This window comes from Stenotrophomonas sp. 86156_Sma (genome assembly GCF_056481625.1).
In genome coordinates this window covers 1,503,653-1,523,937 of sequence record NZ_CM151157.1, presented here as the reverse complement: position 1 = coordinate 1,523,937, position 20,285 = coordinate 1,503,653, and the positions used below count along the sequence as shown (strand labels likewise).

Below are 20,285 nucleotides of genomic sequence, written 5' to 3'. Positions count from 1 at the left end.
CCATGCCCGCCCACACCCCGCGGTTGAAGCCGCATTCCCTCGCTCTGGCCCTCGCCGCCCTGCTGCCTTCGGTTGCCTTTGCCGCCGGCGATGACAGCGCTCATCGTGACCGCCACCTGACCGAACTGTCGTCGGTGCAGGTGACTGCGTCGCCGCTGCAGGGCGATGCCGAATCGCTGGCGCGCCCGGTCGAGGTGCTGGCCGGCGAACGCCTGGACGAGCAGAAGGCCGGCACCCTCGGCGATACCGTGGCCAAGCTGCCGGGCGTGCAGAGCACGTTCTTCGGCCCCGGCGTCGGCCGCCCGATCATCCGCGGCCAGGAAGGCCCGCGCGTGGCCGTGCTGTCCAATGGCATGGGCAACATGGATGCGTCCACGGTCAGTGCCGACCATGCCACCAGCATCGAGCCGTTCCTGGCCGACCAGATCGAAGTACTGAAGGGCCCGGCCACGCTGCTGTTCGGCAGTGGCGCCATCGGTGGCGCGGTCAATGTGGTGGATGGCCGCATCGCCCGCGAGCTGCCGGAGCGCCCGCTCAGCGGCCGCGCCGAGCTGCGCGGCAATTCGGTGAACAACGAGCGCAGCGGCATGTTCCGCCTCGATGGCGTCAGCGGAAATGTCGTGCTGCATGTGGACGGCCTGGTGCGCAATGGCGACGACTACCGCATTCCCGGCTATGCAGTGATCGACAGCCTTGAAGACCATCACGATCACGACCATGACCACGCGGGCGAAGAAGGCGAAGAACCGCGCCGCGGCCGCCTCGACAACAGCTCGATCCGCACCCGCGCCGGCGGCGTCGGCGCGACCTGGCTGGGCGACGGCGGCTACTTCGGCGTATCGGCCAGCACCTATCGCACCAACTACGGCATTCCCAATGGCGCGCACGTGCATGCCGATGGCGATGATCATGGCCATGACCACGGCCACGACCATGGCGATGAAGAGGAAGGCGGCGACGAGCATGACGTGCGCATCGACATGGTGCAGAACCGCTTCGAGACCAAGGCTGGCATCTACAACCCGGTCTCGTTCCTGAAGAACATCAATGCACGCGTGGCCTACACCGACTACGAACACGTGGAGCTGGAAGCCGGCACGCCGTCCACCCGCTTTACCAACCGTGGCATCGAGGCGCGCCTGGAAGCCGTGCAGCAGCAGATCGGCGGCTGGGACGGCGCGTTCGGCCTGCAGTTCGGCAACAGTGATTTCGGTGCCAAGGGCGAAGAGGCGTTCGTTCCGGATACCGGCACGAAGAACATCGGCCTGTTCGTACTGCAGGAAAAGCAGTTCGGCCCGTTCAAGCTGGAACTGGGCGGCCGCCACGACCAGGTCAAGCTGGACCCGACCGGTGACTACCGCCGCCGCACCTTCGGCGCCACCAACCTGTCTGCGGCCGGCATCTGGAAGCTCAACGATGCCGTTGACCTGCGCATCGGCGTGGACAGCTCCGAGCGTGCACCGACCAACGAAGAGCTGTATGCCGCCGGCGCACACATCGCCACCCGCTCGCTGGAAATCGGTGACGCCAACCTGAAGACCGAGCGCGGCCAGCGCGTGGAACTGGGCATCCACACCCACAGCGAACGCCTGGACTTCTCGGCGTCGGTCTACCAGACCAAATTCAAGGACTTCATCTACCTGGCCGACACCGGCGTTACCGAGGGGCTGCCGGTGCGCGCCTGGACGCAGCAGGATGCGGTGTTCCGCGGTGCCGAAGCCGAAGCGCTGGTGCATCTGTTCGAAGGCGGCGCCGGTGATTGGGACCTGCGCGTGTTCGGCGACTACGTGAAGGCCAAGCTGGATGGCAACGGCAGCCGCAACCTCGACATCGCCGTGCCGCATGGCGACCACAACCACAACTACAGCGTGGAGCTGGCCAACACCGGCTACCTGCCGCGCATCGCCCCGGCCCGCGTCGGCGCCGACCTGCGCTGGTCGAAGGACGGCTGGCGCGCCTCTGTCGGTGCGGTCCGCTACAGCCGCCAGAAGGATGTCGCCCAGAACGAAGCGCCGAGCGACGGCTACACCCTGGTCGACGCGCATCTGGCCTACCGCTGGGATCGCAACGCGAGCAACAGCTACGAGGTGTTCCTGGATGGCAGCAACCTGACCAACCGCGAAGTGCGCCCGCATACCTCGCTGCTGCGCGACTACTCGCCGCTGCCGGGCCGCGGTGTCGCATTCGGCATCCGCGCGTTCTTCTGATCGCGTAGTGGAGTCGGATCCCATTCCAGAGGAATGGGTTCTGACCCCAGCCTCAGCCCACGCATGGCGTGGATCCAATGCAAGCAGATCCGATGGGGGCCTTCTGGCCCCCATCTCTTTGTGCAGCATCCATCACGCATTCGTCACAAAGATGTGCGTACCACAACAAGCGGACAATCCCGTCACTCAAAGTCTCGCCAATCGGACACTTTTGTCCGAAAATAATTCCATGACTGCCCAACGTGCCGATGCTGCTGCCCGCCGTGCCCTCATCCTCGACGCCGCCGATCATGTGTTCGGCCAACACGGTGTCACCGCCCCGCTGGACCTGGTGGTCGAACGCGCCCAGGTGGGCCGCGCCACCCTGTACCGCAACTTCCCCGACCGCACCGCGCTGATCCAGGCACTGCTGCAACGTACGGTCGACCGTATCCGGCGCCAGGTCGAGCAGCTCGGCGACCGCGACGATGCCCTGTTCGAGGTGTTCGAAGGCATGGCCCAGCGCATCATCGATTCGCCGGCACTGGCCGATTACTGGCGTGCAGTCGATTCGGACGTGCCAGCCATGCGCACCGCGCGCGAGACCGTGCGCGATCTGCTGGAAGCACCGATCGCCCGTGCCAAGGCCGCCGGCCTGTGCCGTGCCGACCTGGAGAAGACGGATATTTCACTGATCTCGGGCATGCTGGGCGCAGCCCTGCGCGGCAAGACCCGCGACGAGCGCGCCCACCTGGCCGGGCGTGCCCTGCAGCTGCTGCGCGGGGGTCTCCAGGGAGCAACCAGCGAGGCCCGCTGATGGTCCAGCCGTATCTGAAGCCGGTTCCGGATTGGGAGGAGCACGAGAAGCCGACCATGCCCGGTTCGGCGTCGATGCCCTGGCACCCACCGTATCGACGCGTGGCCTATGCACTGGTGTCGCTGCTGGTGGCGATCACCGGTGGCCTTGGCAATGCACTGGTCACCGCCAACCTGCCCTTCCTGCAGGGCCAGCTGGCACTAACGCCGACCCAGGGCAGCTGGCTGGTGGCGGCCTATGCAATGGTCAACGTCACGGCCAACCTGCTGGCCTTCAAGTTCCGCCAGCAGTACGGCATCCGCCTGTTCGCCGAGATCGGCCTGGGCCTGTACGCGGCGCTGGCGGTGCTGCACCTGTTCGTTGGCAGCTTCGAGACCACGATGCTGACCCGTGCCGCCAGCGGCTTCGCTGGCGCCGCCTGTTCGACACTGGGCACGCTGTACATGCTGCAGGCGCTGCCACGCCGCTTCACCGGCAACCTGCTGGTGGTTGGCGTGGGCCTCTCGCAGCTGGCGGTGCCGATTGCCTGGATCGTCTCGCCGGGCCTGGTCGATACCGGCCAGTGGCACCAGCTCTACTCGTTTGAAGCCGGGCTGGCCCTGTGCGCGTTCGCGGCAGTGGTGGTGCTGAAGCTGCCGCCCGGCATCCAGGTGAAAGCCTTCGAGCCACTGGACTTCCTCACCTTCGCCCTGCTCGCCCCCGCCGTTGCCCTGCTGGTGATCGTACTGGCGCAGGGCTACACCCGCTGGTGGCTCAACACACCGTGGCTGGGCTGGGCGCTGGTCGCATCGATCGTGCTCTCCACCACTGCCTTCATCATCGAACACTACCGGCGCAATCCGCTGCTGCAGATCCGCTGGCTGTCGAAGTTGCCGGTGCTGCACTTCATCGTCGGCGCGTTCCTGATCCGCTTCCTGACCACCGAGCAGTCCTATGGCGTGGTCAACCTGATGCGCACGCTGGGCATGGGCCCGGACCAGATGCGCCCGCTGTTCGTAGTGATCCTCGCGGGCGTGGTCACCGGCATCGCCGGTGCCTCGCTGACCTTCGGCCCGAAGCGGCTGATCGCGCAGCTGCTGATGGCGATCCTGCTGCTCGGCGCTGCCGCCTTCTTCGATCAGCACCGCACCAGCATGGATCGACCGCACGATTTCTATGTCAGCCAGTTCCTGGCCTCGGTCGGTGCCGGCATGTTCATGGGCCCGTTGATCATGCTCGGCATTTCCGCGGCGCTGAAGCAGGGTGTGGACCACATGATCACCTTCCTGGTGACGCTGTCGATCACACAGACACTGGGCGGCCTGGCCGGTTCGGCGGTGCTGGGCACCTTCCAGCTGCACCGCGAGCAGCTGTACTCCAGTGCATTGACCAGCCAGCTCGACCCGGCCGACCCGGTGGTGGCACAACGCCTGCGCCTCCAGCAGCAGCTGTACAGCGCACAGATCACCGACCCGGTGCTGCGCAGCGCGCAGGGCAGCGCGCAGCTGGCGCAGACCACGCGCCGCGAAGCCAACGTGCGTGGCTTCAATGATGTGTTCACGCTGAGCGGTTGGCTGGCGATCGGCTTCCTGGGCTGGTTGCTGCTGCTGTCGCTGCGCACCGCCGTGCTCAAGCAATGGCGCAAGCGCCACCCCACTTCCCCCGCTGCGGTCACGCCGGCCGCGCCCCGCTGAGTCCTCCTCCATGCCTCCCGTCCCGCCCCGCCCCGACGACATCGACGCCGACAACGTCACTCCACCGCCGCCGACCGATGCGGCGCCTGCGCCCACGCCCGCGACACCGGCTGCCGCGCCGAAGTACCTCAAGCCCAGCGCGCGCAGCGTGGTGGTGATGGTGGTGGTGGCCTTGCTGGGCATTGCGCTGATCCTGCGCGCCTGGCACCTGTGGCCGTTCACCAGCAGCGTGATGGTGACCGACAACGCCTATGTGCGCGGGCAGATCACAGTGATGGCGCCACAGGTGAACGGCTACGTGACCGAAGTGCTGGTGAAGGACTTCCAGCACGTGAGGGAGGGCGAGCCGCTGCTGCGCATCGACGACCGCATCTACACGCAGCGTGTCGCCCAGGCGCAGGCAACGCTGGACAGCGCACGTGCGGCACTGGCCAACTCGGACCAGTCGCAGGCACAGAATCGTGCGCAGATCGCTTCGGCGCACGCCACGCTGTCGGCCGGCCAGGCCGAGCTGCAGCGTTCGCGCAATGAATTGAAACGCTACGAGGAACTGGCTGCGCAGCAACTGGTGTCGGTCAACGACCGCGACAAGTTCCGCACCATCCAGGCCTCGGCACAGGCCAGCGTGCAGCAGTCGCAGGCGCAGATCCGCATCGCCGAGGAAACGCTGGTGTCGACCCAGGTGGCGCGCAAGAGCCTGGAGGCCCAGGTGGAAAGCGCGCAGGCGCAGCTGGAGCTGGCACGCATCGATCTGGCCAATACGGTGATCCACGCACCGCGCGACGGCCAGATCAGCGAAGCCAGCGTGCGCGTGGGCCAGTACGTCGCCGCCGGTTCGCAGCTGCTGTTCCTGGTGCCTGACACGCTATGGGTGGTGGCCAACTACAAGGAAGGCCAGACCTGGGGCATGGCGATCGGTCAGCCGGCCACGTTCTCGGTGGACGCGTTCCAGGGCCAGGTGCTGCGCGGCCGCGTGCAGGAGATCGCACCCGCCACAGGTTCGGAGTTCAGCGTGCTGCGCCCGGACAACGCCAGCGGCAACTTCACCAAGGTGGTGCAGCGGCTGCCGGTGCGGATATCGATCAATGAAGGTCAGACGCTGGCCGCGCAGCTGCGGCCCGGCATGTCGGTGATCGTGCGGGTGGATACCCGGTCCAAGCCGATGGACTAGGGTGCAGGCTGCTGGCTGCCTTCACCCCATTGATCCGCTACCGTTGCGGATCTGGATCAGGATCGCTGGAAGACGATGAAATTCACGACACTGGCCAGGCGGGCGGCCAAGGACACGCTGGAAGCGGAAGATCTGATCGCCTTCGTGCAGGAGCACGGCGCCGAAGGTGGCGAGGAGATTGAGCGGCTGCGGATACTGCACGGTTGGCCGGATGATGGCCTGCTGGGCGATGGTAGCCGGGTCGTACCGTTCGGCGGCTGGGCCAAGGCCTGCACCGCCTGGGGACGCCAGGGCGTGGAAGGCCTGCGCGATATGCTGGGGGACCCCCAGCTGGCAGTGTTCGCGCTCGGCACACTGGCCGATGTGGGCGGCCCCGCAGCCATTGCCGTCCTGCTGGACTTTGCCGAACGCGCTGACTGGTCGCGTGCGGGCACACCGCGTGATCTGCCCTGCCAGGCGCTTTACTGCCTCAATACCGCGCTTTCGGGGAAGACCGGCGTTGAGGTTACACCCGGCATGCAGGCGTCGATGCTGCGTATCGCCAAGCTCATCTGGGACGCCAGGGTGCCCAATGTGCATTTCCTGGCGCAGGCACTGTACTTCGTGCGCCGTGCCGACCCGGTACCAGCGCTCGCCTGGGTCGAGCAGTTGCGGGTGGACGACCCTGTGCTGGTCGACGCACAGCGCAGCGTCCTGACGCGTCTGAAAGAGCACGCCGCCCGGGACTGAGCGAGCGGCCCAGTCCGGGTACGCGCCGCGACTCAGCCCGCGCAGCGCGCGCAGAGGCCGTGCACTTCCAGGGTCTGCGCCTGCGGCTGGAAGCCCAGCTCCTTGGCGCGCTTCTCCAGCTGGGTGACGATCTCGCGGTCTTCCAGCTCCACCGCGCTGTGGCAGCTGTTGCAGATCAGGAACGGCACCGAGTGCGCGGCACTGCTGGGATGGTGGCACGCCACGAAGGCATTCACAGACTCCAGCTTGTGCACGAAGCCATTGGCCATCAGGAAGTCGAGCGCGCGGTACACGGTGGGCGGGGCATCAGCGCCCACGCCCTTGCCGTTACGCACCCATTCCAGCAGCTCGTAGGCCTTGACCGGCTTGCCGGCCTCGGCGATCAGCTTCAGCACATTGGCGCGGATCGGGGTCAGGCGCAGCCCGCGTTCGCGCGAGACGCGCTCGACCACCGCCACGAAATCCGATGCGTCGTGGACGTGGTGGTGCGGGGCGGTACAGGCAGTGGCGGTCTTGGCGGGCATGCGTGTTCTCCGGTTCGGGCCTGGCAAGGATGCCTCAGGCCGTTGCTACCTTGGTGATGGCCACATCAATGCGTTTCAAGGCCTGCTCGCGGCCGGCCAGGTAAACGGTATGGGAAATGTCAGGACTGACCTGGGTGCCGGTGATGGCCACGCGCAGCGGCTGGGCCACCTTGCCCATGCCGATTTCCAACGCTGCGGCCGCGTCGTGCAGGGCGACGCCCACCGACTCGGCGGTCCATTCCGGCAAGGCGGCCAGCAGCTCGCGGGCCTTGCCCAGCGCCACCTCGGCACCGGCCTTGAAGTGCTTGGCCACCGCCGCTTCGTCGTACTCGGTCAGCGGCTGGTACCAGACCACCGCCTTCTCGGCCATTTCCTTCAGGGTCTGCACGCGTTCACGCAGGGCGACCACCACGTCCTCCGGGGCGGGGCCGGCGGCCACGTCCAGGCCCAGCTTCTGCAGCTGGTAGACCAGGTGCGGCACGATCGCGGCCACATCCTCGGTCTTCAGGAAGTGCTGGTTGACCCAGCCCAGCTTGGCCATGTCCAGACGCGAGGCCTTGGAGTTGCAGTCCTTCACGTCGAACAGGTCGATCAGCTCCTGGCGGCTGAACAACTCCTGGTCACCGTGCGACCAGCCCAGGCGGGCCAGGTAGCTCAGCAGCGCGTCCGGCAGGTAGCCGGCGTCCTTGTACTGCATCACGTCGGCCGCGCCGGTGCGCTTGGACAGCTTGGCGCCCTGCTCGTCGAGGATCATCGGCATGTGGCCGAACTTCGGCACCGGCGCGCCGATGCCTTCGTACAGGTTGATCTGGCGCGGGGTGTTGTTGATGTGGTCATCGCCGCGGATGACCTCGGTGATGCCCATGTCCCAGTCATCCACCACCACCGCGAAGTTGTAGGTGGGGTAGCCGTCCGGGCGGAAGATGACCATGTCATCCAGCTCGCTGTTGGCGATCTCGATGCGGCCCTTGATCAGGTCGTCGAACACCACCGTGCCTTGCAGCGGGTTCTTGAAGCGGATGACGCGGTTCGGGTCGTCCTTGCGCGGCAGGCCCAGTTCGCGTGCAGCGCCGTTGTAGCGCGGCTTCTCCTGCCTGGCCATGGCGGCCTCGCGCATCGCGTCCAGCTCTTCGCGGGTCTCATAGGCGTAGTACGCCTTGCCGTCGGCCACCAGCTGCTCGGCCACTTCCAGGTAACGGGCGACGCGGTCGGTCTGGTAGATCGGGCCTTCGTCATAGTCCAGGCCCAGCCACTCCATCGCCTCCAGGATCGCGTCGATCGCGCCCTGGGTGCTGCGTTCACGGTCGGTGTCCTCGATGCGCAGCACGAACTCGCCGCCACGGTGGCGGGCCTCCAGCCAGCAGTACAGCGCGGTGCGGGCACCGCCGATGTGCAGATAACCGGTGGGGCTGGGGGCGAAGCGGGTGCGGCAGGTCATGGACGGCTCGAGGAACGGGAATCCCCCGATTTTACCAGCCCGCCGCCCCCGACGGAAAAAGGGGACGGAGGGGATTAAGTCGCGATTGCCCAGCCGCTGGGCCTGCAACCGGGAAACGGAGGGGAGAAACGACTTAATCCCCTCCGTCCCCTTTTACGGTTCTACCTTGCGCGGGAAGGACTGCTCGCGCATCGCGGCGTTGTAGGCGAACGAGGCGACGATGGCCGCGGCCTGCTTCAGGTCTTCCGGTTCGGCGTGGTCCCAGGTGTCCAGGTGGCTGTGGTGGACGTTGGTGAAGTAGTCCAGCCGGTCCTGGATGAACTGGAAGCCCGGCAGGCCAATGCGGTCGAAGCTGATGTGGTCGGTGCTGCCGGTGTTGCGGGTGGCCACGGTGGTGGCGCCGACGTCATGGAACGGCGCCAGCCAGGCTTCGAAGATCGGCATCGCCGCCAGGTTTTCCTGTGCATAGATGCCACGGAAGCGGCCCGAGCCGTTGTCCATGTTGAAGTAGACCTGGAACTTGCCGTAGTCGCGGGTCTTCTGCAGCGCGCCGGTCGGTTCGCGCAGCGAGGCCGGCAGCGCCTTCTGCGCCGGGTCGGTGGGCTCCGGGAACCGGCCGAAATGCTTGGCCACATAGGCCTGCGAGCCGATCAGGCCCTGCTCCTCGCCGCTCCACAGCGCCACCCGGATGGTGCGCTTGGGCTTGGCGCCGGTGGCCTTGAGGATGCGCATCGCTTCCATCATCACCGCCACGCCGGCCGCGTTGTCGGCCGCACCGGTACCACTGTGCCAGGAATCCAGGTGCGCGCCGATCATCACCACTTCATCGGGCCTACCGCTGCCACGGATCTCCGCCAGCGTGTTGTAGCCGGGCTGGTCGGCCTCGTCGGTGAAGCGCGCGGCCACATCCACGCGCAGACGCACGGTCTGCTTGGCCTCCAGCGCGCGCACCAGCGGATTGAAGTGTTCGCTGATCATCGCCAGCTCGGGGATGCCCACCGACTCACCGGCCTTGCGCGAGCCGCCGCCGGCAACGCGGATGATGCCATTGTCCCAGCTGCTGATGCTGATCGAGGCCAGCGCGCCTTCTTCCACGAAGAACGCATTGACCTTGGTCGCCAGCTGCTGGCGTTCCTGGTATTCCTTGACCCGCTTCGCACGCTCGGCGGTGGCGTCCTTGTCCTTGGGCAGGGTGAACTCCTGCAGGCCCTCCAGCGAGGTGGCGTCGTGGCGGTGCGAATCCGCCTCGGTGCCGCGCTTGTACTCGCGCGCCTCGCCCAGCAGCAGGATCTTGCCGCGCAGCTTGCCGCGGTACTTCTCGATGTCCTCGGGCTTCTTGATCTCGACCTGCACCAGTTCGCCTTCAACCGGTCCCTTGGTGCCCGGCGTCCACGCCTTCGGCAGTGCATGCAGCGGCTGTACACGGTCACCCAGCATCTCCACGCTGGCCGAGGTGAACTCCCAGCCGCGCCCGAAGTCGTCGAAGGCTTCGTCGTGGACGTTGTCCAGCTTCCATTCGTTGAACTTGCCGCGGGTCCAGGCATTGGCGCGGCCCATCGCCGGCGAGTTGGTCAGTCGCGGGCCGATGCGTTCGGTGAGGTAGCTGAAGGTGTCCATCACCTGCGAACGGTGGAAGGCCTCCTGGCGGATGCGGCTGACCATGTCCAGGTCCACCGGCTCGCGCTGCTGCGCGCCTGCATTGCCACCCATCGCCAGCGCTGCGGCCAGCATGCCCCACTTCAACACATCGCACCCCTGCCCTTCGGCTCGATCATCAACCCATCGAGTCTAGCCAGCAGGGGCGCGCCGATACCGTCCCATCGGTCATGGACAGCGACAGTAGATCCACGCCAGGCGTGGATGATCAACCGAATCACCCACTCCATCCCAGCCACAACTGCGCCCGTTCCGGCAGCAGCAGCAACCAGTGCCGCCGGTCGATGCTGCTGCAGCCGTACACCGCCGCATGCGCGGGCCAGTCATCGGGCAGGCCGCCGATGCCGATTTCGGTCAGCGCCTCCGCCCCGGCCTTCCATGGCCGGTAGCGCGGCACCCGGCCAGCCAGCGCGCCGCGTCCCTGCCGCGCGTCCTGCAGCCAGCCCAGCCCCTTGCCCTGCAGTCCCTCGCAGGTCGCCGCCGCCAGCTGGAAGCGGACCAGGCCGGGGGCGATCCGTGCCCCCGGCAGGGCCGCCAGCACGCCATGTGCCTGCAGCAGTGCATCCACTTCCAGCAGGGCCGGAATCCCCTGCCGTGCCCGTTGCCGCAATCCCTGGCGCCAGCTCATGGCGTGCTCCTTACTTCAGTTCCGCGCCCAGCGCGTACCAGTCCACCCGGCGGGTCACCCACATCGCCAGCGCCAGGATCACGAACAGCAGCAGTGAACCCATCAGCAGCGCGTTGTTCTCCGACACCAGCAGGCCATACAGCGCGCCATACAACACGGTCAGCAGCGCAGCGAAGCCGAGGCCGCGCTTCCAGTGGCCCAGCACGTTGGCCAGGTACACCGCCTGCAGGCCGATACAGGCCACCGCCGAAACCAGGTAGGCCTTCCAGAACGCGATGTGCTCGGACAGGCTGATCAGCAGCAGGAAGAAGATCGCCAGCGCCAGGCCCACCATGAGGTACTGCAGCGGGTGGATGCGCAGCGACCTGATCAGCTCGAACAGGATGAAGCCGACGAAGGTGAGCAGCACGAACAGCACGCCGTATTTCGAGGCACGGTCGGCCTGGGTGTAGGCATCGACCGGATCAACCAGCGACACCGTCACCGCCTGCGACTCGACCGCACCATCATTGCGCAGCTGTCGTTGTGCATCGGAGGCCAGCGAAGACACCGCCCAGCGCGCATCGAAGCCCTGTGCGTCGACGCGACGTTCGTTGGGCAGGAAGGCGCCGCTGAACGACGGATGCGGCCAGCTCGAACGCAGTGCGATCTTGGTGTCATCGCCCACCGGCACCACCGACAACATGCGGCTGCCATCCAGGCGCAGCTCGAGTTCGACGGTGCTGGCAGCCAGCGTGCCGCCCTGTTCCGCAGCAAATCCGGCCACCGGCGCATGCAGGCCTCGCCCCACCTCGCTGGCCGCACCAACCCCCGGCAGCAGGCGCAGCTGCTTGCCATCCACGCGCAGGTTCGGCGTACCGACCAGGCCACGCACATCGGAAATGCCCACCGCCACATACGGCTGGCCGTAGCTGCGGCCGGCCTTCACCGGATAGTCGTCTGCAGCGAACGTCGCCTTCATCTGGCCGTTCCAGCTGTATACCGGCACCTTGAACAGGCCGACCTCACGCTGGCTCGGCAGCATCTCGCCGCCCACCTCCAGCGACGCCGGCATCTGCAGCCAGTGCCCCTCGGTGACCTGCACCTCGGTCTTCTTGACGCCCAGCGGGTCGACCAGTTCAACCTGCTTGCGTTCCACCCACGGCACCACCCGCACCGGGCCCACCAGCTGCTGTGCACCGGCGCGGCTGTCGGCCACCCGCGAGAAGGCCTCGTCGCGGTACGCGCTACGTTCGTTGATGACCCCGCGGATCATCGTCAGCGGCACCAGCAGCAGCAGGATCAGCCCGCCGACAATGGCGAACCGCAGCAGCATCTTCAGGGATTTCATGGTCCATCCTCGTTGGAGAGGGCTGCAGGATGGGCCGCCGCGGTGAGCAGGGTTTGTGGCGAATTTGAAGCGAGTGTGAAGTCAGCGGCGCGGGCGCTGGCCTGGCACACCCAAAGGCAGCCACAGGCTGGCCACGGTGCCGCCGCCCTCGCGGATATCCACGCTGGCGCGCCCATCATGCAGGCGCGCGACCTCCTGCACGAACGGCAGGCCCAGGCCGGAGCTGCGCCGCCCGCTGCCGGGGCGGGCCAACGAATAGAAGCGCTCGAACACCCGCTCACGCGCGTAGTCGGGAATGCCGGCGCCACGGTCGGCCACCTGCAGGCGCACGCCCTGCCCGTCCACCTCGGCCTGCAGCGCGACCTCCGCGCCGGCTGGCGAGAAGGCAATCGCGTTGTCGATCAGGTTGTGCAGTGCCTGCCGCAGCAGGTAGCCGTCGCCCTGCACCCGCAGGTCGGGCACGTTGCCGATGCGGACCTGTACGCCGGCCGCCTGCGCACGCACCTGTGCGGCGGCCGCCGCATCGGCCAGCAATGCCGGCAGCGCGATCGGATCGCGGGTCTGCAGCCAGCCGTGCTGTTCCACTTCGGCCAGCGCCAGCAGCTTGTCGATGGTCTCGGTCAGCCGCTCCTGCTGGTCGACGATGCTGCGCGCGAAATGCACGCGATCGGCTTCCGGCAGCGGCTCCTGCAGCAGTTCGGCGGCACCGCGGATCGCCGCCAGCGGGCTCTTCATCTCGTGCGTCAGCGACTGCACGTACTGCTCGACGTAGGCCTTGCCCTCCAGCTTGCGGCGCATCGTTTCCAGCGCCTGGCCGAGATCGCCGATCTCGTCGCGACGGCGCCGTGGTGGTGGCACCGGTTCGCCCGCGCTGACCGCGCGTGCATAGCGGCTGAGCTGACCGAGGCCCGTGGTCAGCCACATCGTCACCAGCACGCCGACCAGCGCCGACAGCCCGATCAGCCACGCACCGCGCTCGATGATGGCGCGCTGGCTGGCGGCGATGAACGGATCGATGCTGCGGTTGGGCTGGGCCAGGCTGAGCACGCCGATCAGCGTGCGGCCGTCGGCCGGGTCGTACACCGGCGCCGCCACATGCATCACCGTATCGCCTTCCTCGCCCGGAATCTCGGGGCTGGAACGTGCGCCGTACTCACCGCGCAGGGTGCGGTAGACATCATTCCAGCGCGAGTTGTCGCGGCCGAGATCACGGCCCAGCGAATCGTAGATGACGATGCCCTTGGCGTCGGTGATGGTCACCCGGTAATCCAGCGAGCGCTTGGGGAAACGCCAGACCATCGCTTTCAGGTCGCGCTGCCGCGCCTTGGCCAGGTTGCGGGTGAAGCTGCCGCTGCGGATGGTGCCGTCCTTGACGTCGGCGGCGGCCATCTCGGCCAGCACGTTGGCCGCATCGACCAGGGTCGATTCCATCGCCTGGCGCACACCGGGCTTCACCTCGTTGACGAACACGCGCATCACGAAGAACGCGGCGATGCCGGTGATCAGGAAGAAGCCGAGGAACAGCTTCAGTACCAGGCGCATCGGCTAGACCTCCAGCGCGTAGCCGAGGCCACGGTGGGTGCGGATCGGGTCGTCGCTGGCACCGGCCGCGCGCAGCTTGGCGCGCAACGTCTTTACATGGGTGTCGACCGTGCGGTCGGCACTGTCGGCACTGCTGTCCCAGCCCCGGTCCATCAGCTGCGCGCGGCTGAGGATGGCACCCGGGCGCTGCAGCAGCGCTTCCAGCAGTGCGTACTCATAGCGGGTCAGGTCCAGCGCATGGCCGCGGAAGCGGATGCGCCGGCCCTCGCGGTCAATGGCGAACGCGCCATGCTCCTGCCAGCCCGCATCGGCGCTGGGCGCTGCGACGACCGGCGCCGCACGGCGCAGCCGCGCACGCACCCGTGCCACCAGTTCGCGCGGCGAGAACGGCTTGGTCATGTAGTCGTCGGCGCCCAGCTCCAGGCCGAGCACGCGGTCCACTTCGTCGTTGCGCGCGGTCAGGAAGATCACCGGCAGCTGCGCCGCCGGCCCGGCCTGCGCACGCAGCCGCCGGCAGACCTCGAAACCGCCCAGGTCCGGCAGGCCCACGTCCAGCACCACCACGTCGATATCGCCGTCCTGCAGCCGTTGCAGGGCCTCGCCGCCCAGCAGGCAGTGGCTGGCGGCATAGCCCTCGCTGCGCAGCGCATAGAGCACGGTTTCGGCGATGGCGGCTTCGTCCTCGACCACCAGGACATGGGCAACAGGAGCTGTCATGGCGCGCAGCATAGCCGCTGCGGCCGCCGCCCCGTACACTGCCGCCCATGAACTATCGCCACGCCTTCCATGCCGGCAACCACGCCGATGTGCTCAAGCACATCGTGCAGCTGGCCCTGATCGACAGCTTCAAGCGCAAGGACAGCCCGTTCTTCGTGCTCGACACCCACGGCGGCGCCGGCCGCTACCTGCTGGCCAGCGAAGAGAGCCGCAAGACCCTCGAGGCTGAATCCGGGATCATGCGGCTGATGGCCCAGCCCAAGCTGCCGGAGGTGGTCGAGCGCTATCTGAAGGCGGTGCAGGCCGATAATCCGGTGGGCGCCCTGACCAACTACCCGGGCTCGCCGCTGCTGAGCGCGCAGGCGATGCGCGCGCAGGACCGCATGGCGGTCTGTGAGCTGCAGGAAGCCGAAACGGCCACGCTGAAGGCCCTGTTCGCCCATGACAGCCGCGTCGACGTGCGGGCGGGCGATGGCTATGCGCTGCTGCGCTCGCTGCTGCCGCCGAAGTTCAACGGCAGCAAGATCGGCCGTGGCCTGGTCCTGATCGACCCGCCCTACGAGGCCCAGGACGCCGAATACCAGGCTGTCCTGGCCGCGCTGGGCGAGACCCTGGCGCGCTGGCCGCAGGCCACGTGTGCCGTCTGGTTCCCGATCAAGCAGCGCCGCACCATCCTGCACTTCCTGCGCAAGGCCACCGCCCTGCCGGTGAAATCGGCGATGACGATCGAGTTCCTGGTGCGCCCGGACGACTCACCGCTGCGCCTCAACGGCAGCGGCATGCTGCTGCTCAACCCGCCCTGGCAGTTCGACCGGGTGGTCGGCCCGGCCCTGCCGGCGCTGCGCCAGCACCTGGGTGAACCCGGGGCCAGCACCCGCCTGGATTGGCTCAAAGCACCCGAATAACGGCCTTCACGAGGCTGTACCGTCGTGAGCCTTTCGTTCACGGAATGCAGCCCCGGTGATGCCACAATCGATGGACCACCAAGGAATCACCCGGTATGGCCACTCGCAACCGCATGCCGCCCTGGCATGAGATCTTCAAGGCTCCCAGCGGCCACGAGCTGCTGATCCGCCCCATCCGCCCGGAAGATGGCGCGCCGCTGCAAGCGGCGTTCAGCCTGTTCGGGCCGGAAGAAATCCGTGATCGTTTCCTGCAGGCGGTGACCGAGCTGTCGCCGGAAACCACCCAGCGCCTGACCCACCCGAATCCCAAGACCGAGATCACCCTGGTCGCTGCCGAATCCCTGCCCGCTGGCGAAGCGGTGGTCGGCGCGGTCGCCCGGGCCTCGATCATCCCCGGTACCCGTGAGGCCGAGTACGCGATCCTGATCAGCCGCTTCCTCATTGGCCAGGGCCTGGGCCGGCAGCTGATGCGCAAGCTGGTGAAGTGGGGCCGCGGCAAGTACCTGGACCGCCTGTACGGCGACGTTGCCGCCGAGAACGAGCCGATGAAGCAGCTGGCCGCCTCGCTGGGCTTCAAGCCGGTCCCGCACCCGACCGGTGCCGATGGCCTGGTGCGGATGGTGCTGGAGCTGGACAACTGACGGATGCGCCGGGCTCTGCCCGGCGACGCCTCCCGGTAGTGCCGGCCGCTGGCCGGCATTCCGATACCCCAACGGCACATGAGGCGGCCGGCCAACGGCCGGCACGACTCGCCGGGCTTCGATCGGGCTTCTGCTAAAATCCGGGGTCCATGTCGCGTACCTCATACCCCGCCCCGCCGCTGCCGCGCGCCGGCCAGCTCCGCGCCTGGTGGCGCGCCCCCGCATCGCCGACCGCCCTGGCCTGGTACCTGGCCCAGGCCGCGCGTGCGCACGACGCCCCGCTGCTGGTGATCGCCCGTGACAACCACGGTGCCAACCAGCTCGAAGCCGACCTGCAGACCCTGCTCGGCGGTGACCCGGCCCTGCCGGTGGTGGCCTTCCCGGACTGGGAAACCCTGCCCTACGACCGCTTCAGCCCGCATCCGGACATCATTTCGCAGCGACTGTCCGCCCTGCACCGCCTGCCCACGCTGAAGCGCGGCCTGGTGATCGTGCCGGTGCAGACCCTGCTGCAGCAGCTGGCCCCGCGCAGCTACGTGATCGGTGGCAGCTTCGACCTGAAGGTCGGCCAGCGCCTGGATCTGGAAGCCGAGAAGCGTCGCCTGGAAAGTGCTGGTTACCGCAACGTGCCGCAGGTGATGGACCCGGGTGACTTCGCCGTGCGCGGCGGCCTGCTCGATGTGTTCCCGATGGGCGCCGAGGAGCCGCTGCGGGTGGAGCTGCTGGACGAGGACATCGACTCGATCCGTGCCTTCGACCCGGAAAGCCAGCGCTCGCTGGACAAGGTCGAGGCGGTGCACATGCTGCCGGGCCGCGAAGTACCGATGGACGAAGCCAGCATCGCCCGCGTGCTGGCCACGCTGCGCGAACGCTTCGATGTCGATACCCGGCGCAGCGCGCTGTACCAGGATCTGAAGTCCGGGCTGGCCCCGGCCGGCGTCGAGTACTACCTGCCGCTGTTCTTCGAACGCGCCGCGACCCTGTTCGACTACCTGCCCGACGGCAGCCTGCCGGTGGTCTGCGCCGGTGCCGGCGAAGCCGCCGAGGCGTTCTGGGCGCAGACCGGCGAGCGTTACGAGCAGCGCCGCCACGATGTGGAACGGCCGCTGCTGCCGCCGTCGGCGCTGTATCTGTCGCCGGAACTACTGCGCGAGCGTCTGAACGATGCCCCGCGCATCGAAGTGTGGTCGGCTGACCACGCGCGCATCGCCGATGCCCATGCGTTGGGCGACCAGCCGCTGCCGCCGCTGCCGGTGGCCGCGCGCGAGGCCCCCGCTGGCGACGCGCTGAAATCCTTCCTCGGCCATTATCCGGGCCGGGTGCTGATTGCCGCCGATTCGCCCGGGCGTCGCGAGGCGCTGCTGGAAGTGTTGCAGGCCGCCGAGCTGAAGCCGCCGGTGGTGGCCGACCTGCCCAGCTTCCTCGCCGACGATGCGCGCTTCGCGATCGCGGTGGCGCCGCTGGAGGATGGCTTCGCACTGGACGATCCGCGCATCGCGGTGCTGACCGAGCGCCAGCTGTTCCCCGAGCGCGCCGGCAGCACCCGCCGCACGCGCCGTGCCGGCCGCGAGCCGGAAGCGATCATCCGCGACCTCGGTGAACTGACCGAGGGTGCGCCGATCGTGCACGAGGACCATGGCGTCGGCCGCTACCGCGGCCTGATTGCGATGGACGTCGGCGGCATGCCCGGCGAGTTCCTGGAAATCGAATATGCCAAGGGCGACCGCCTGTATGTGCCGGTCGCCCAGCTGCACCTGATCAGCCGCTACTCCGGTGCGTCGGCGGAAACCGCGCCACTGCATTCGCTCGGTGGCGAACAGTGGAGCAAGGCCAAGCGCAAGGCCGCCGAGAAGGTGCGCGACGTCGCCGCCGAGCTGCTGGAGATCCAGGCCCGCCGCCAGGCGCGTGCCGGCCTGGCGCTGCAGGTGGACCGCGCGATGTACGAGCCGTTCGCGGCCGGTTTCCCGTTCGAGGAAACCCCGGACCAGCTGGCCGCGATCGACGCCACCCTGCGCGACCTGGCCAGCAGCCAGCCGATGGACCGCGTGGTCTGCGGCGACGTCGGCTTCGGCAAGACCGAGGTGGCGGTGCGTGCGGCATTCGCCGCCGCCAGTGCCGGCAAGCAGGTGGCCGTGCTGGTGCCGACCACGCTGCTGGCCGAACAGCATTACCGCAACTTCCGCGACCGTTTCGCCGATTACCCGCTGAAGGTCGAGGTGCTGTCGCGCTTCAAGACCACCAAGGAAATCAAGGCCGAGCTGGAAAAGGTCGCCGCCGGCACCATCGACGTCATCGTCGGTACCCATCGCCTGCTGCAGCCGGACGTGAAGTTCAAGGACCTGGGCATGGTCATCGTCGACGAGGAGCAGCGTTTCGGCGTACGCCAGAAGGAAGCGCTGAAGGCGCTGCGCGCCAACGTGCACCTGCTGACCCTGACCGCCACGCCGATTCCGCGCACGCTCAACATGGCCATGGCCGGCCTGCGCGACCTGTCGATCATCGCAACGCCGCCGCCGAACCGGCTGGCGGTGCAGACCTTCATCACCCAGTGGGACAATGCGCTGCTGCGCGAAGCCTTCCAGCGCGAGCTGGCGCGTGGTGGCCAGCTGTACTTCCTGCACAACGACGTGGAAAGCATCGGCCGCATGCAGCGCGAGCTGTCCGAGCTGGTGCCGGAGGCGCGCATCGGCATCGCCCACGGGCAGATGCCCGAGCGCGAGCTGGAAAAGGTGATGCTTGATTTCCAGAAGCAGCGCTTCAACGTACTGCTGTCGACCACGATCATCGAATCGGGCATCGACATCCCCAACGCCAACACCATCATCATCAACCGCGCCGATCGCTTCGGCCTGGCCCAGCTGCACCAGCTGCGTGGCCGCGTCGGTCGTTCGCACCACCGCGCCTACGCCTACCTGGTGGCGCCCGACCGCCGCTCGATCACTCCGGATGCGGAAAAGCGCCTGGAAGCGATCGCGTCGATGGACGAGCTCGGTGCCGGCTTCACCCTGGCCACGCACGATCTGGAAATCCGCGGTGCCGGTGAACTGCTGGGCGAGGACCAGAGCGGGCAGATGGCCGAGGTCGGCTTCAGCCTCTACACCGAGCTGCTGGAGCGCGCGGTGCGCAGCATCAAGCAGGGCAAACTGCCCGACCTGGATGCCGGCGAGGAAGTGCGCGGTGCCGAGGTCGAGCTGCATGTGCCGGCGCTGATTCCGGAAGACTACCTGCCGGACGTGCACACCCGCCTGACCCTGTACAAGCGCATTTCCAGCGCGCGCGACAGTGATGCGCTGCGCGAACTGCAGGTGGAGATGATCGACCGCTTCGGCCTGCTGCCGGATGCGGCCAAGCACCTGTTCGCCATCGCCGAGCTGAAGCTGAAGGCCAATACGCTGGGCATCCGCAAGCTGGACCTGGGCGAGAACGGTGGCCGCATCGTGTTTGAGTCCAAGCCGAACATCGATCCGATGGCGGTGATCCAGCTGATCCAGAAACAACCGAACCTCTACGCCATGGAAGGGCCTGACAAGCTGCGCATCAAGCACCCGCTGCCGCTGCCGGAAGACCGCTTCAATGCGGCCCGCGCCCTTCTGACCACCCTCGCCCCGGGTTGATCGCCCCCCCGAACACCCCGCACCGGTCCCCACCCGGTGCGGGCGGATGACCATGTTTCCTGACGCCGTACCCGCCCCCGACCTGCTGCACGCACAGGCCTGCCTGATCGATGCCCTCTCGATGTCGCTGCAGATGCGCGACGCCTACACCCGCCACCATTGCGACCGCGTTGGCCTGCTCGCGCAGCGCCTGGCCACGCACTGCGATCTCGATGACGATGCCTGCTCGCAGATCGGCCTGGCCGCGCGCTTCCATGACATCGGCAAGATCGGCATTCCCGACGATGTACTGCTGACACCGCGCCGGCACACCGACGAGGAACGCGCGATCATGCGCGAGCATCCGGTGCGCGGCGAACACATCTTCCTGGCCACCGGCCGCAGCGATGCGGCACCGGTCGCGCGGCTGATTCGCGCCCACCATGAAGCGTTCGATGGCAGCGGCTATCCCGACGGCCTGCGTGGCGAGAGCATTCCGCTGGGCTCACGCATCGTCACCGTTGCTGATGCCTACGATGCCATGACCAGCGTGCGCCCCTACCGCGCAGCGATGGAACGCGAGACTGCGTTGCGCATCATCGACGAGCAGTCCGGCGGCCTGATCGATCCCTATGTGCTGCAGCGCTTCCATCGCATGCTGGCGCAGGAACCAGCGCTGGCCTGAGATCCGCCGGGCATGGCCCGGCGCTACCGATCAGACAAACAAAAGGCCCG

General features: G+C 67.7%; 16 protein-coding genes. 9 read left to right on the top strand and 7 right to left on the bottom strand.

The window, feature by feature from the left end:
• The first annotated feature begins 2 nt into the window (after window positions 1-2).
• The 5 genes from ACZK33_RS07095 to ACZK33_RS07075 all read left to right on the top strand — a co-directional run bounded on the left by ACZK33_RS07095 (window position 3) and on the right by ACZK33_RS07075 (window position 6,576).
• Window positions 3-2,207: a TonB-dependent receptor gene (locus ACZK33_RS07095; RefSeq protein WP_153856873.1), complete on the top strand. Its 2,205-nt coding sequence runs from the start codon at window positions 3-5 to the stop codon at window positions 2,205-2,207.
• A 229-nt stretch (window positions 2,208-2,436) separates the two neighbouring features.
• Entirely contained in the window at window positions 2,437-3,003 is a 567-nt protein-coding gene (locus ACZK33_RS07090) for a TetR/AcrR family transcriptional regulator (protein ID WP_010483118.1), read from the top strand.
• Complete coding sequence (locus ACZK33_RS07085) at window positions 3,003-4,676, top strand: MFS transporter (RefSeq protein ID WP_164079473.1); 1,674 nt, start codon at window positions 3,003-3,005, stop codon at window positions 4,674-4,676. Before ACZK33_RS07090 ends, ACZK33_RS07085 begins: the two co-directional genes overlap by 1 nt.
• 10 nt (window positions 4,677-4,686) lie before the next feature.
• Entirely contained in the window at window positions 4,687-5,847 is a 1,161-nt protein-coding gene (locus tag ACZK33_RS07080; RefSeq protein ID WP_423174415.1) for an HlyD family secretion protein, read from the top strand.
• 75 nt (window positions 5,848-5,922) lie between these two features.
• A complete protein-coding gene (locus tag ACZK33_RS07075) occupies window positions 5,923-6,576 on the top strand; it encodes a hypothetical protein (RefSeq protein ID WP_423174414.1) in 654 nt (217 codons plus the stop codon).
• A gap of 32 nt (window positions 6,577-6,608) precedes the next feature.
• On the opposite strand, the gene ACZK33_RS07070 is transcribed toward ACZK33_RS07075, so the two are convergent.
• The 7 genes from ACZK33_RS07070 to creB all read right to left on the bottom strand — a co-directional run bounded on the left by ACZK33_RS07070 (window position 6,609) and on the right by creB (window position 14,423).
• Complete coding sequence (locus ACZK33_RS07070) at window positions 6,609-7,100, bottom strand: Fur family transcriptional regulator (RefSeq protein WP_004150412.1); 492 nt, start codon at window positions 7,098-7,100, stop codon at window positions 6,609-6,611.
• Between the two features lie 34 nt (window positions 7,101-7,134).
• On the bottom strand, window positions 7,135-8,538 hold the full coding sequence (gltX, locus tag ACZK33_RS07065) for a glutamate--tRNA ligase (protein ID WP_248859710.1): 1,404 nt from the start codon (window positions 8,536-8,538) through the stop codon (window positions 7,135-7,137).
• Window positions 8,539-8,691: 153 nt separating this feature from the next.
• The gene (locus ACZK33_RS07060) at window positions 8,692-10,269 is read right to left on the bottom strand and encodes a M28 family metallopeptidase (protein WP_423174413.1); all 1,578 of its coding nucleotides are present in this window, start codon (window positions 10,267-10,269) and stop codon (window positions 8,692-8,694) included.
• 142 nt (window positions 10,270-10,411) lie between these two features.
• A complete protein-coding gene (locus ACZK33_RS07055) occupies window positions 10,412-10,822 on the bottom strand; it encodes a hypothetical protein (protein WP_110711668.1) in 411 nt (136 codons plus the stop codon).
• A gap of 10 nt (window positions 10,823-10,832) precedes the next feature.
• Window positions 10,833-12,152 (bottom strand): cell envelope integrity protein CreD, encoded by a 1,320-nt coding sequence (gene creD, locus ACZK33_RS07050; protein WP_032130265.1) that lies wholly within the window; start codon window positions 12,150-12,152, stop codon window positions 10,833-10,835.
• An 81-nt stretch (window positions 12,153-12,233) separates the two neighbouring features.
• Window positions 12,234-13,694 (bottom strand): two-component system sensor histidine kinase CreC, encoded by a 1,461-nt coding sequence (gene creC / locus ACZK33_RS07045; RefSeq protein ID WP_423174412.1) that lies wholly within the window; start codon window positions 13,692-13,694, stop codon window positions 12,234-12,236.
• A gap of 3 nt (window positions 13,695-13,697) precedes the next feature.
• Window positions 13,698-14,423: a two-component system response regulator CreB gene (gene creB, locus ACZK33_RS07040; protein ID WP_107433386.1), complete on the bottom strand. Its 726-nt coding sequence runs from the start codon at window positions 14,421-14,423 to the stop codon at window positions 13,698-13,700.
• A 35-nt stretch (window positions 14,424-14,458) separates the two neighbouring features.
• Here creB and ACZK33_RS07035 point away from each other — a divergent pair, with 35 nt between their 5' ends.
• From ACZK33_RS07035 to ACZK33_RS07020, 4 genes are all read left to right on the top strand, one after another.
• On the top strand, window positions 14,459-15,316 hold the full coding sequence (locus ACZK33_RS07035; RefSeq protein WP_014036453.1) for a 23S rRNA (adenine(2030)-N(6))-methyltransferase RlmJ: 858 nt from the start codon (window positions 14,459-14,461) through the stop codon (window positions 15,314-15,316).
• Between the two features lie 95 nt (window positions 15,317-15,411).
• Window positions 15,412-15,957, top strand: a complete 546-nt coding sequence (locus ACZK33_RS07030; RefSeq protein WP_231522963.1) for a GNAT family N-acetyltransferase — start codon at window positions 15,412-15,414, stop codon at window positions 15,955-15,957.
• A gap of 149 nt (window positions 15,958-16,106) precedes the next feature.
• Window positions 16,107-19,571, top strand: coding sequence for a transcription-repair coupling factor (gene mfd / locus ACZK33_RS07025; protein ID WP_423174411.1), 3,465 nt, complete (start codon window positions 16,107-16,109; stop codon window positions 19,569-19,571).
• Window positions 19,572-19,617: 46 nt separating this feature from the next.
• Window positions 19,618-20,235, top strand: coding sequence for an HD-GYP domain-containing protein (locus ACZK33_RS07020; protein WP_032127517.1), 618 nt, complete (start codon window positions 19,618-19,620; stop codon window positions 20,233-20,235).
• Window positions 20,236-20,285 lie beyond the last annotated feature (50 nt).